We start from the raw sequence: 12,394 nt of genomic DNA on the forward strand, positions 1-12,394 counted from the left end.
AGTTTGGGCGGGGCAGTGGGTTTCGGTTGGCCTTCGGTGTTGTCATCGTGGGGGCGTCGGGCGTTGGTTTCGGTCCGTTGGTTGCGGCGGTGTTGGTTGGGGGGACGGTCGGTATTCGGCTGCGGTGGGCGAGCCGGGAGCGGCGGCGCAGTGCGGAGTGCGCCAATCTGTTGGACGCGCTCGAGGCGGTGATCGGGGAGCTGCGGGTGGGTGCGCATCCGAGTGCGGCGGCGGAGGTTGCCGCGCAGGAGTCGCGCGGGGAGGCCGCACGTGTCTTCGCGGTGAGCGCGGCGCGCAGCAGGCTCGGTGGTTCCGGCGCGGACGGGTTGCGCGATTCCGATTCGATCGTCGATGCGGAACTCGCCAGGATCGCCGACGCGTGGCAGGTCGCCGAGCACCACGGTCTCGCTCTCGCGGAACTGCTCTCGGCCGCTCGGGCGGACCTATTGGGGCGCATCCGTTTTCGCACGCGCACCACAGCCGCACTGGCCGGTGCTCGCGCCACAGCGGCGGTCCTGGCGGGCCTACCGCTCCTTGGTATCGGCCTGGGCCAGCTGATGGGTGCCGCTCCACTGCACGTACTGCTGAGCCCGGGTGCCGGAACCGTACTGCTACCACTCGGCGCGGCACTGGCGTGCATCGGCTTGCTGTGGACCGACGCAATCACGCGAAAGGTCTTCGTATGAAACAAATCTGCTGGTTACGCACGGATTCGAAGGGATCACGGATGGTTGGAATTGCCACTGCGCCAGTTCTTTTGCTCGCGATGGCATTGTTCGTGCTGCCCGGACGAGTTGCGGTGAATCGGCGATTGCGGATGCTACGAGAGGCGGGCCCACAACCGGTCACCCCGGCGTCTCCACGCGGCATCAACAGCGATCCGCTGGCCATAGCCTCGGTATTCGACCTGCTGGCCGCCTGCCTACGAGCGGGATTGCCGATGGCATCTGCAGCCCGCGCAGTGGCGCCGAGTGCGCCGCCGGCCCTCGGCGCGGCATTGCGCAAGGCAGCCGACCTGCTGGCACTGGGCGCTGACGCGGCAACCGCCTGGGACCGGGTGGCCCGCGACGGCACAGACCAACCGGGCGCCGAGGAGATCGATTCACTGGCACGCATGGCCCGGCGCTCTGCCCGCTCCGGCGCCTCACTAGCCACCGCCATCGGCGAACTGGCTGAACAGCGCCGCGGCGGAGTCGAAGATGCGGCCGCCGCGCGCGCCGAACGCGCCGGAGTCCTCATAGGCGGCCCCCTGGGCCTCTGCTTCCTCCCAGCCTTCGTCTGCCTCGGCATCGTCCCCGTAGTAATCGGCCTCGCGAGCCGCGTCCTCGGAGGCGGACTGCTGTGAGAACGGCACCGCAGGGAAGTGCTGCATCACGAGCGAGGTGTTCGCGAACGACCGAGCTACGAACGACCGCTGCCGGTTCCGACAGTGCTGCTGCCCCGGACAGCGCAGCACGGGGCGCTACCGAGTTGGGATCTACAGAGCCCAGCGGTGCTGGCCGGGGCCTTCGTCTGTCTCGGCATCGGCCGCACCGGCCGCGTCCTCGGAGGCGAACCGTTGCGAGCCTGCCGCAGCCGAGAACTGCCAGCCCGGAAACCACCCTGCGAAACAACGCCGATCCGGGGACGCCTCCGCAGTGCATTGTCGGGTTTGGGACAGCTGCGCGGACCGGTGTTGAGCTGTGGACGATCGCGCCGCGCAGTGCTGGAATCGGGACGCCCACTCGGAGCAGTACTTACCTGGGCGCGATCGCGCCGGACTTTGTCGGGCAGGAGACCGCCGCGCGGGACGCTGTCTATCACCGCTCCGCCAAAGGTGCCGTAGCTGAGCTACCGAGTGGTGCGCTCGGGAGCGTTGAGTTGTGCGGCGCGGTGCCGGGGCGTGCGTGGCCGGAAAGAGCGTATGAGCGCGGAGTAGCCACGCAGGACATTGTCGACCCGGTGCGGGGTGCGCATGGTGCCGTCGAATGCGGCGGTGTTGAAGGTGCCGTTGCGGAGCTACCGAGTGCTTTGCTCGGGAGGGTTGGGCTGTGCGGCGCGGTGCCGGGGCGTGCGTGGCGGGGAAGAGTGTGTCGGCGCGGAGTGGCCGCGCGGGCGGGAATGAGAGGGGAACACGGTGCGAATGGGGATGATGCGGGATCGGGTAGTGCTTCGGCTGGGGGCCGTTGGCATGGAGGTGCGGGCTCGGGTGCTGCGGGTGCTGGTCGCGGACGACGGGATGAGTACGGCGGAGTATGCGATCGGGACTATTGCGGCTGCGGCGTTCGGGGCCGTGCTCTATGGGGTGGTGACCGGGGACAGCATTGTGAACGCGCTGACGAAGATCATCGACAAGGCGTTGAATACCGCGGTGTAGCGGAGGGTAGTTGTCGATTAAACTACTGTGGTGCAACGCATCTCGGTGACGATCGGGGTGCGGTGACGGTTGAGGCGGCGATCGCGCTCGCTGCCATCGTGTTTGCGGTGGTGCTGTGCGTCGGTGCCTTGCTCGCGGCGTCGACGCAGGTGCGCTGTGTCGACGCCGCTCGCGAAGCGGCCCGGCTGGCTGCCCGCGGTGATCAAGCGAATGCGGTGCCGGCGGCGCGGCGGGTAGCTCCGCCGACCGCCGACATCTCGCTGCGCACCGAGGGCGACCGGGTAGTCGCGGCGGTCTCCGCCCGCGCACCCCTGCTGCCCTTACTGGTCCTGCGCGCCGAGGCCGTCGCCACCCGCGAGCCAGGAGCCGCGCCGTGACCAACAACGGCCGACCAACGGACCGCGACGTGCCACCGGGCACAACACAGATGAAGGACAGCGACGTGCCGCGCCACCGAGCCGCGGCAGTAAGGATGCCCAGTGACCGAGCAGTAGCGGCAGCCCCGCCGAACAGCCCGCCCTGCCAGCGAGGCGACCACAACCGCAGCGACATCGTCGACGGGCGAACCGTACGTGGTCGCTGCGCCGTTGGGGTCAGTCGCCTCGCCCGTTGCCACCGCGCGTTCGCGTTGGGCGGTGCGCACAGACCTTGCGCATCCATGCGGCGGGCCCCGGGCGGCCGAGTCGACCGCGTGTGCCGAGCATTTGCATCCGGAGGCCGCCGAGTCGCCAATGGGCGCAGTGTCCTTGCGCTGGGTGGTGCAGGTCGGCGTGGCGTTACGGTGCGGCGGGACGAGGGCGTTGCGACGGTGTTCGCATGTCTGGCGCTGGCTGCGCTGATCGGCGCGACGCTATTGATCGCTCAGGTTGGGGCGGTTGTTGTGGCGCGGCATCGGGCGCAGGCTGCGGTGGATTTGGCGGCATTGGCGGCGGCGGGGGAACTCGCGCGCGGGGCCGATGTCGGATGTACGGAAGCCGGGGAGATTGCGCGAAGGATGGGAGTGCGGATTCAGCAGTGTGAAGTCGTGCAGTGGGATGCGACCGTCACTGTTGAAGGGAATGTACCAATGGGTCTGTTAGGAAAGCGGACTGTTCGCGCGGTTGCTCGTGCCGGACCTGTAGAAGTCGGAGCGTGACCGGTACGTACTTACACTCGCCAGTGGTACTTCACGATGCCGGAATTCGGTAATTGCGATGCTCGAATAAATACGCCATTGCCTCAAATTACTTAGTAACCGCAGAACGCAATCGAATGAATCTGCACGTCGCGCGGTAATGGCCGTGGCAATACCTCAGTTAACATGAATCTAATCCTCTTTATTCGGCGGTCCGACACGCCCGGCACCGCAGGGCGAGGCACGCCGACATTCGCCTATAACCCCTGGTGACCACTCGGAAAAGTGGACAAGCGATCACGTTCGTAGGTCGGCGCTGTCACGAATCGAGCGCGGCGCCTTCGCCGCGCCGTTCACTTGCCCGTATCGCCGGCCAATTCGCCCAGAACCGCGGCCAGCAGGCGGGCCGCACCGGCCTTGTCCAGCGGATGGTTGCCATTGCCGCACTTGGGTGACTGCACGCAGGACGGGCACCCGACCGCGCAGGTGCACGTCTCGATCACCGCGAGCGTGGCCGACAACCAGTGACGTAGCTGCGCGAACCCCCGTTCGGCGAAGCCCGCACCACCGGGCTGCCCGTCATAGACGAACACTGTCGGCAGTCCGGTATCCGGATGCTCGGCGGTCGACACGCCGCCGATATCCCACCGGTCACACGTCGCGACCAGCGGCAATAGGCCGATCGCCGCATGTTCGGCGGCGTGCAGCGCACCCGGCACCCGTGGCGTATCCAGGCCTGCCGCGGCCAGCAGTTCGGGTGTCACCGTGTACAGCACCGCGCGCGTCGGCAGCGTCTGCTCCGGCATGTTCAGCTCGACCAGGTCCAATACCTCGCCGGTGCGCAGCGTGCGCAGATATCCGATTACTTGGCTGGTGACGCTGACCTGTGCCAATGCGGTCGTCACCCGACCGTGGCGGCGCTGTTCGGTCACCGCGTCGACGGCGATGGAAGTGACCTGTCTGGCGCTGGTGGTCCAGCCGGGATCCGTGCTGCGCACGAAAGCCACTCCGCCCTCGAGATCCAGCTCATCGACCAGGAATGTATCGCCTTGATGCAGGTGAACGGCCCCTTCGTGCAGCGTCGCGTGCGCTCTCCCGGCATCTGCCGTGCCGAGCAATCGGCCGGTCTCGCCATCCACGATGGCAATGGGTGTGCCGATGCCGCCGCGCACGTCGACGGCATCGTGCGGCTGTGCCTCGGCCGTCGCGAACCAGCGCGCGCTACCGTCGCGCACCGCGCCGTTCCGGCGTCGAATCAATCCCTGACCTGCGAGATCGGCCAGCACCCCACCCGCCCCGAGCTCATCGACCTCATCATCGGTGAGCGGGAGTTCCAGCGCCGCGCACAGCAATTGCGGACCCAGTACATAGGGGTTGTGCGGATCGGTGATGGTGGCCTCGATCGGCTTGTCCAGCAGCGCCTCAGGGTGGTGGACCAGGAAGGTGTCCAGCGGATCGTCCCTGGCCACCAGCAGCACCAGCGATCCCTGCGTGCGCCGGCCCGCGCGCCCGGCCTGCTGCCAGAACGAGGCGACCGTGCCCGGAAAACCCGAGATCACGACCGCGTCCAGCCCCGCTATATCGACGCCCAGCTCCAGCGCATTGGTAGTGGCAGCCCCCAGCAGTGACCCGTCCGACAGCGCGGCCTCCAGTTCGCGCCTATCCTCCGCGAGATAACCCGCCCGGTAGGCGGCGACTCGTTTGCTGAGCTCGGGATCGACGTCGGCGAGCAGCCTGCGCGCCTCGATCGCGGTCAGCTCGGCGGCCCGCCGCGACCTGACGAATGCGAGCGTGCGCGCGCCTTCGACCACCAGATCGGCCATGATCCTGGCCGCCTCCGACGTCGCGGATCGCCGAACCGGCGCACCGTTTTCGCCGGTCAGGGTGGTCAACAGCGGCGGCTCCCACAGCGCGATGGTGCGCGAGCCCTGTGGCGATCCGTCCTCGGTGACCGCGACGCAGGGCGCGCCGATCAGGCGGGATGCCGCAGCCGCGGGCTCGGCCGTGGTGGCCGAGCACAGTATGAATACGGGATCCGCGCCGTAATGCGCCGCGATCCGCCGCAGCCTGCGCAGCACCAGCGCCACATGCGAGCCGAATACGCCCCGGTAGGCGTGGCATTCGTCGACCACCACATAGCGCAGCCTGCGCAACACCCTTGCCCAGCGCTGATGTGAGCGCAGCATGCCGACGTGCAGCATGTCCGGATTGGTGAGGATCAAGCGGGCATTCGCCCGCACCCATTGCCTGACCTCGGCCGGTGTGTCCCCGTCGTATGTGGCCGGATGGACATCCCGCAACGGCCCCTCGTGCGTCAATTCCGCTATTGCCCGCAGCTGATCAGCACCCAATGCCTTGGTCGGCGCCAGATAAAGGGCAGTGGCGAGTGGATCTTCGCGCAATGCGGTGAGTACCGGTAGTTGGTAGCCGAGCGATTTCCCGGATGCTGTGCCGGTGCTGACGACAACGTGCCGGCCGCTCGCGGCGAGGTCGGCGGTCTTGGTCTGATGAGTCCACGGCGCCTCGGCTCCGGCGGCTCGCAGCGCGGCGACGACGTCGGGCGCGGCCCAATCCGGCCAGGTAGTCGTGGCTGCGGGCCGTGCGTCGAGCTCGACGACATGGGTGAGACGGGGGTCGTCATCGGGTGCCGCACCAAGGACACGATTCAGCAACGATGCCCCGTAACTTCGGCCGTTGCTGGCGCGTGGCCGAGTTACCGGTTCGGTCGGATTCACGACTCGGGCTCCGCGACACGCGCAGAAAGTGTGAAACGTGTGCGCTTGGGAAGTCCCACCTGCCATTTCGATACCAAATAGCGACCTGGGTCACAGGCTGTTTGCCAGACACTGGCTCGGTTATCCGCAAGCAAACGAACCGCAAGTCTAGATTCCGGCATTGTGTCCCTCACCTGCGCATTCGCAAGATCAACTTTTTTGCAAATTGTCGGTAACTCGACTGTTGAATTGCTCGAAGACATGGTTCACTAGTTCCTGGTCGCAAGCTTCTGTGTTCGAGGGACGGATCCAAAGTCCAAACCGTCAGCAGGATCGATGTTGCGAACGGTGTGCTTGGTGCTTTCCTGCAGGGGGAACCAACAGTACAGCGGTCGGAACGGACCCGGTGGATGAACCTACTTGTCCGCCGTTCCGGTAAGAAAAGAGAAGGAACAGAATGGCACAGGGAACTGTGAAGTGGTTCAACGCGGAGAAGGGGTTCGGCTTCATCGCGCCGGAGGACGGCTCCGCTGACGTCTTCGTCCACTACTCCGAGATCCAAGGGTCGGGCTTCCGCACCCTCGAGGAGAACCAGAAGGTCGAGTTCGAGGTTGGCCAGGGCACCAAGGGCCCGCAGGCCACCGGAGTTCGCGCGCTCAGCTGAGCGTCGAAACAATTCACTCGTCCCTCACCACCGGTAACGGAGGTGAGGGACGAGCTATATCTGGGGTAAGACAAAAACCGACGTGTACCTGCGGTGCGGTCGTATCGCGACAGGCACTGCATACTGATCACCAGCGACGCAGGTACGCTCTGTGGTTCGAGTCGCAAGCGCTCGGCCACACGTCGCGTCAAGGTATAAACGTGTCTGGTGGCAACGTCATCCCCGTCGCCGCCGCTTGCCCCAGCCGCGCACAGCGCGAAAAAGCGCCGCGCGGGTCGATAAGGAAAGGTGTATTCGCCGGTGGCAACACGAGACCGCGGTGCAGCCGACCAGGGCCGTCCCCTGCGTCGTCTCGTGATCGTCGAGTCCCCGACCAAGGCCCGCAAAATAGCGCCCTATCTGGGCCGCAATTACACGGTCGAGGCCTCGGTCGGTCATATTCGGGACCTGCCGCGCGGTGCGGCGGACGTGCCCGCCAAGTACAAGGGCCAGTCCTGGGCGCGCCTCGGCGTCGACGTCGACAACGACTTCGAGCCCATCTATGTGGTGAGTCCGGATAAGAAGGCCAAGGTTTCCGAGCTCAAGAGTCTGCTGGCCGATGCCGACGAGCTCTACCTCGCCACCGACCCCGACCGTGAGGGCGAAGCGATCGCCTGGCACCTGTTGGAGACGTTGAAGCCCAAGGTGCCGGTGCGACGCATGGTGTTCCATGAGATCACCGAGCCCGCCATTCTGGCCGCCGCGGCCGATACCCGCGATCTGGACAACGATCTGGTCGATGCGCAGGAAACCCGGCGCATCCTGGACCGGTTGTACGGCTACGAGGTCAGTCCGGTGCTGTGGAAGAAGGTCATGCCACGGTTGTCGGCGGGCCGGGTGCAGTCGGTCGCGACCAGAGTGATCGTGCAGCGCGAGCGCGAGCGGATGGCATTCCGCTCGGCCGAGTACTGGGATATCGCCGCGAAGCTGGACGCGGGCGGGGACAACGGCGATGCCACCAATCCGCGGACCTTCGGGGCGCGACTGGTCAGCGTCGACGGGACCCGGGTCGCCACCGGCCGGGACTTCGGACCGGACGGGCAGCTCAAGGGCAATGGCGTGGTCGTCCTCGACGAGCCGTACGCCCGCCGTCTCGCCGAGGCGCTCGAGGGCGCCGATCTGGTGGTCTCCTCGGCTGAGGCCAAGCCGTATACGCGCAAGCCGTATGCGCCGTTCATGACCTCGACGCTGCAGCAGGAGGCGGGCCGCAAGCTGCGGTTCAATGCCGAGCGGACCATGCGGGTCGCGCAGCGGCTGTACGAAAACGGCTACATCACTTACATGCGTACCGACTCGACCACGCTGTCGGAGTCGGCGATCGCCGCGGCCAGGTCGCAGGCGACCCAGCTGTACGGCGCGGAGTATGTGCACCCGACGCCGCGGCAGTACACCCGCAAGGTGAAGAACGCGCAGGAGGCGCACGAGGCGATCCGCCCGGCAGGCGATACCTTCGCGACCCCGGGCCAATTGCATGCGCGGTTGGACAATGACGAGTTCCGGCTCTACGAGCTGATCTGGCAGCGCACGGTCGCCTCGCAGATGGCAGATGCCAGGGGCACCACGCTGACGCTGCGGATCACCGGCGTCGCGGGTACCGGCGAGGAATGCGTGTTCTCGGCCTCCGGTCGGACCATCACCTTCCCGGGCTTCCTCAAGGCCTACGTCGAGAGTGTCGACGAGGAGGCGGGCGGACAGTCCGACGACGCCGAATCCCGGCTGCCCGCGCTCGACGCGGGCGAGCGCGTCACGGCGGTGGAGCTGAATCCCGACGGGCACAGCACGAATCCGCCCGCGCGGTATACCGAGGCCTCGTTGATCAAGACGCTCGAAGACCTCGGCATCGGTCGACCTTCGACGTATTCGTCGATCATCAAGACCATTCTCGACCGCGGATATGTGTACAAGCGCGGCAGTGCGCTGGTGCCGTCGTGGGTCGCCTTCGCGGTGGTCGGTTTGCTGGAGGCGTACTTCGGTCGACTGGTCGACTTCGATTTCACCGCCGCGATGGAGGACGATCTCGACGCCATCGCCGGCGGGCGTGAGCAGCGCGGAAATTGGTTGTCCAGCTTCTATTTCGGCGGCGATCACGGTGTCGAGGGCTCGGTCGCGCGCTCCGGTGGTCTGAAGCGGATGGTCGGTGAGCGGCTCGATGATATCGATGCCCGCGAGGTCAATTCGATCAAGCTGTTCGTCGATGGCGAGGGTCGCGACGTCGTTGTCCGGGTCGGTCGGTTCGGGCCGTATCTGGAGCGGATGGTCGCCAATCCCGATGACCCGGAAGGGGATTCGATTTCGCAGCGGGCGAACCTGCCCGATGATCTGCCGCCGGACGAGCTGACTCCCGAAGTTGCCGAGAAGCTTTTCTCGACGCCGCAGGAGGGACGCACGCTGGGCACCGATCCGGCGACTGGACACGAAATCGTTGCCAAGGAAGGACGTTTCGGTCCGTACGTCACCGAGATCCTGCCGGAGCCCGCGGCCGAGGACGGACCCGCGCCCGCGAAGAAGACCGCGAAAAAGGCTGCGGCGCCTAAGCCGCGGACCGGATCGCTGTTCAAAGATATGGATCTGGCGACGATTACGCTCGACGATGCGCTGAAGTTGTTGTCGCTGCCGCGCGTTGTCGGTGCCGACCCGGCCTCCGGTGAGGAGATCACCGCGCAGAACGGGCGCTACGGCCCATATCTGAAGAAGGGCACCGATTCTCGTTCGCTGCTCAACGAAGACCAGATCTTCACCGTGACGCTGGACGAGGCGCTCAAGATCTACGCCGAGCCCAAGCGGCGCGGACGCCAGGCCGCCAGTGCGGCGGCGCTGCGCGAACTCGGAAACGATTCGGCCACCGGTAAGCCGATGGTGATCAAGGATGGGCGCTTCGGTCCATACGTCACCGACGGTGAGACCAATGCCAGCCTGCGCAAGGGCGACGAGGTCGATTCGATAACCGACGAGCGGGCCTCGGAACTGCTCGCCGATCGGCGCGCGCGTGGTCCGGTGAAGAAGACGGCCAAGAAGGCGGCGGCGAAGAAGACTCCGGCCAAGAAGGCGACGGCGGCGAAGAAGACCGCCGCCAAGAAAACCACCGCCAAGAAGACGGCCGCGAAGAAGTCCTGACGGTTTCGTCGGTGCCTTGCCGTAGCCTCGCCCCGGTATCGAAGCTCGATCGGGAAGGGGACCGCCATGGCCATCGATCAGGAACGCGAGGATCTCATCCTCGCGTTCGACAGTCAGCGCGAGCTGTTTCGAATCACCCTGCGTGGTATCGACGAGCAGCAGGCACGGCAGCGCAGCACCGTCAGCGAGCTGACTCTCGGTGGACTGCTGCACCATGTCGTCAACTGCGAGCGGCACTGGACAAAGGTCATCGTCGAGCGCGATGAGACGGCGAAGCAGGAACTGGCCGAATTCGAGGGTGAATATGTGATGGCGCCCGACGACACGGTTGCGGGACTGCTGGCCACCTGGGACGAGGTGGCGGAGGCGACCGCGAAGCTGATTCGCACCGATCCGGATCTGAGCACGTCCATCCCGACCCCGACGACACCGTGGACGCCCGACCGCGTGTGGTGGACCGTGCGATTCACGTTGCTGCACGTGTTGCGCGAGATCGCCCACCATAGTGGGCACGCCGACATCATTCGGGAGGCGCTCGACGGTGCCAATACCACCTACCAGCGAGCTTGATTCGGATCCGTGCCGCCGTCCGGCCGGGGCTGTCGGAGTGGGCGGCTAGGGTGTAGCGCGTGGCGGGTGTCTTCGATCGGCTGGTTGGGCAGGATGCGGTCGAGTCCGAATTGCGGGCGGCCGCGGTAGCCGCGCGCGGGGGGACCGGCAATGGCGCGATGACGCATTCGTGGCTGTTCACCGGACCGCCTGGATCGGGGAGATCCGTTGCGGCGCTGTGCTTTGCGGCCGCGCTGCAGTGCACGGACGAAGGGGAGCCCGGATGTGGTCGGTGCCATGCGTGCACGACCACGATGGCCGGAACGCACGGCGATGTGCGGCGGGTGATTCCGGAAGGGCTGAGCATCAGCACCAAGGAGATGCGCGAGATCGTGCAGATCGCCTCGCGGCGGCCGAGTACCGGTCGATGGCAGGTGGTGCTGATCGAGGACGCCGACCGGTTGACCGAGGCGGCGGGCAATGTGCTGTTGAAGGTGGTCGAGGAGCCGCCGGATCGGACGGTATTCCTGCTGTGCGCGCCATCGGTGGATCCGGAGGACATCTCCGTGACGCTGCGATCGCGCTGTCGGCATGTACATCTGGTGTCGCCCTCGGTGCCCGCCATCGCACAGGTGCTGCGCGAGCGCGACAAGCTCGATGAGAAGACCGCCACCTGGGCGGCATCGGTGAGCGGCGGTCATGTCGGGCGGGCTCGGCGGTTGGCCACCGATGAGGAAGCGCGTGCTCGTCGGCAGCGGGCGCTGGCGTTGGTGGGTGCGGTTTCGCGACCGGGCGCCGCCTACGCGGCCGCAGATGAATTGGTGAAATCCGCCGACGACGAGGCCAAGCAGATGAGTGCGGCCCGCGACGAACGTGAGCGCGAAGAATTGGCTACCGCACTCGGTGCGGGCGGCACCGGCAAAGGCGCCGCGGGCGCGACCCGAGGTTCGGCCGGTGTACTCAAGGACCTGGAGCGCAGGCAGAAATCCCGCGCCACCCGCACCGGCCGCGATGCCCTGGACCGCGCGCTGATCGACGTCGCGGGCGTCTACCGTGACGCTCTGGCGGTCCGCTTCGGCGCCGCCCGCAACGGTTCCGGCGTCACCCTCACCCACCCCGATATGTCCGACCAGATCCACGACCTCGCCGACCGCGTCCGCCCCGAGGGCCTGCTCCGCTCCATCGAAGCCGTCCTCGCCTGCCGCGAGGCCCTCGACCTCAACGTCAAACCCCGCTTCGCCCTCGCCGCCATGGTCGCAACCCTCATCTCCGCCCAAACCGCGTGACCGCTACCACCCGTTTTCGCGATCCGACCGCCGAGACGATAGACTCGCGTGGCCGAAAGGCACGCCGCCTTAGCTCAGTCGGTAGAGCGCTTCACTCGTAATGAAAAGGTCGGGGGTTCGATTCCCCCAGGCGGCTCCATTTTCCCAGGTAGAGACTGGTTTCGGCGGCTGTGAACTTCTACCCATCTGGCTGCAACTCCCAACCAAGTCCCAACCAATTCGCTTGACGTGGCCCCTGATCAGCCCGGATTGCTGACCGCCCGGTTCAACGCATCCGCCGCCGCGTGATGCACTCGACCACGGGCCATATACCGCCGCTGTGTCATCGCCGGATCGACGTGTCCGAGGACATCCGCCATCACTCGGGCCGAGAGCCCAGCGTCATCCAGAATCGTCGCCACAGCGCCACGGAAGCTGTGTGCCGTCACATCCTCAGGGATGCCGAGGGCGTCACGAACGCGCTGCCACTCGTGCCCGACGTTCTGTGGATCTCGCAATGTCCACGCCGTCGAGGGTTCCATGCTGGTGGTGGCGGTGTTCAGTGCGTTGTTCCGTGTC

At 66.5% G+C, this 12,394-nt stretch carries 10 protein-coding genes, 1 tRNA gene and 1 pseudogene; 10 read left to right on the forward strand and 2 right to left on the reverse strand.

The window, feature by feature from the left end; translation table 11 throughout:
- Window positions 1–89: 89 nt before the first annotated feature.
- From ACIBW7_RS04240 to ACIBW7_RS04260, 5 genes are all read left to right on the forward strand, one after another.
- On the forward strand, window positions 90–686 hold the full coding sequence (locus ACIBW7_RS04240; protein ID WP_397043861.1) for a type II secretion system F family protein: 597 nt from the start codon (window positions 90–92) through the stop codon (window positions 684–686).
- A gap of 80 nt (window positions 687–766) precedes the next feature.
- Window positions 767–1,345 carry a type II secretion system F family protein gene (locus ACIBW7_RS04245; protein WP_397043863.1) on the forward strand — a complete coding sequence of 193 codons (579 nt, stop codon included), beginning with the start codon at window positions 767–769 and terminating at the stop codon, window positions 1,343–1,345.
- A gap of 825 nt (window positions 1,346–2,170) precedes the next feature.
- Window positions 2,171–2,356, forward strand: coding sequence for a DUF4244 domain-containing protein (locus ACIBW7_RS04250; protein WP_040686072.1), 186 nt, complete (start codon window positions 2,171–2,173; stop codon window positions 2,354–2,356).
- Window positions 2,357–2,418: 62 nt separating this feature from the next.
- Window positions 2,419–2,733: a TadE family type IV pilus minor pilin gene (locus ACIBW7_RS04255; protein WP_397043865.1), complete on the forward strand. Its 315-nt coding sequence runs from the start codon at window positions 2,419–2,421 to the stop codon at window positions 2,731–2,733.
- Window positions 2,734–3,014: 281 nt separating this feature from the next.
- Entirely contained in the window at window positions 3,015–3,491 is a 477-nt protein-coding gene (locus ACIBW7_RS04260) for an Rv3654c family TadE-like protein (protein ID WP_397043867.1), read from the forward strand.
- 332 nt (window positions 3,492–3,823) lie between these two features.
- Here the strand turns inward: ACIBW7_RS04260 and ACIBW7_RS04265 are convergent, their stop codons facing one another.
- Entirely contained in the window at window positions 3,824–6,142 is a 2,319-nt protein-coding gene (locus ACIBW7_RS04265; RefSeq protein WP_397043870.1) for a DEAD/DEAH box helicase, read from the reverse strand.
- 499 nt (window positions 6,143–6,641) lie between these two features.
- Between ACIBW7_RS04265 and ACIBW7_RS04270 the strand changes: the two genes are divergently transcribed.
- The 5 genes from ACIBW7_RS04270 to ACIBW7_RS04290 all read left to right on the forward strand — a co-directional run bounded on the left by ACIBW7_RS04270 (window position 6,642) and on the right by ACIBW7_RS04290 (window position 11,975).
- Window positions 6,642–6,848 carry a cold-shock protein gene (locus ACIBW7_RS04270; RefSeq protein ID WP_011206895.1) on the forward strand — a complete coding sequence of 69 codons (207 nt, stop codon included), beginning with the start codon at window positions 6,642–6,644 and terminating at the stop codon, window positions 6,846–6,848.
- A 354-nt stretch (window positions 6,849–7,202) separates the two neighbouring features.
- Window positions 7,203–10,001 (forward strand): type I DNA topoisomerase, encoded by a 2,799-nt coding sequence (topA, locus tag ACIBW7_RS04275; protein WP_397044208.1) that lies wholly within the window; start codon window positions 7,203–7,205, stop codon window positions 9,999–10,001.
- A gap of 66 nt (window positions 10,002–10,067) precedes the next feature.
- Window positions 10,068–10,571 (forward strand): DinB family protein, encoded by a 504-nt coding sequence (locus ACIBW7_RS04280; protein WP_397043872.1) that lies wholly within the window; start codon window positions 10,068–10,070, stop codon window positions 10,569–10,571.
- A 59-nt stretch (window positions 10,572–10,630) separates the two neighbouring features.
- Complete coding sequence (locus ACIBW7_RS04285; RefSeq protein ID WP_397043874.1) at window positions 10,631–11,836, forward strand: DNA polymerase III subunit delta'; 1,206 nt, start codon at window positions 10,631–10,633, stop codon at window positions 11,834–11,836.
- A gap of 63 nt (window positions 11,837–11,899) precedes the next feature.
- Window positions 11,900–11,975, forward strand: a tRNA-Thr gene (locus ACIBW7_RS04290).
- A gap of 100 nt (window positions 11,976–12,075) precedes the next feature.
- Here the strand turns inward: ACIBW7_RS04290 and ACIBW7_RS04295 are convergent.
- Window positions 12,076–12,351: pseudogene (locus tag ACIBW7_RS04295) on the reverse strand (tyrosine-type recombinase/integrase); the annotation flags it as partial.
- Between the last annotated feature and the right edge of the window lie 43 nt (window positions 12,352–12,394).

The sequence above is a fragment of the Nocardia sp. NPDC049526 genome (genome assembly GCF_044465765.1).
GTDB lineage: Bacteria > Actinomycetota > Actinomycetes > Mycobacteriales > Mycobacteriaceae > Nocardia.

What these genes read in the sequence shown, in the direction of transcription:
- ACIBW7_RS04270 (WP_011206895.1), top strand. Translation starts at nt 6,642, where the DNA reads ATGGCACAGGGAACTGTGAAGTGGTTCAACGCGGAGAAGGGGTTCGGC.
- ACIBW7_RS04245 (WP_397043863.1), top strand. Translation starts at nt 767, where the DNA reads ATGGCATTGTTCGTGCTGCCCGGACGAGTTGCGGTGAATCGGCGATTG.
- ACIBW7_RS04250 (WP_040686072.1), top strand. Translation starts at nt 2,171, where the DNA reads ATGGAGGTGCGGGCTCGGGTGCTGCGGGTGCTGGTCGCGGACGACGGG.
- ACIBW7_RS04260 (WP_397043867.1), top strand. Translation starts at nt 3,015, where the DNA reads ATGCGGCGGGCCCCGGGCGGCCGAGTCGACCGCGTGTGCCGAGCATTT.
- ACIBW7_RS04280 (WP_397043872.1), top strand. Translation starts at nt 10,068, where the DNA reads ATGGCCATCGATCAGGAACGCGAGGATCTCATCCTCGCGTTCGACAGT.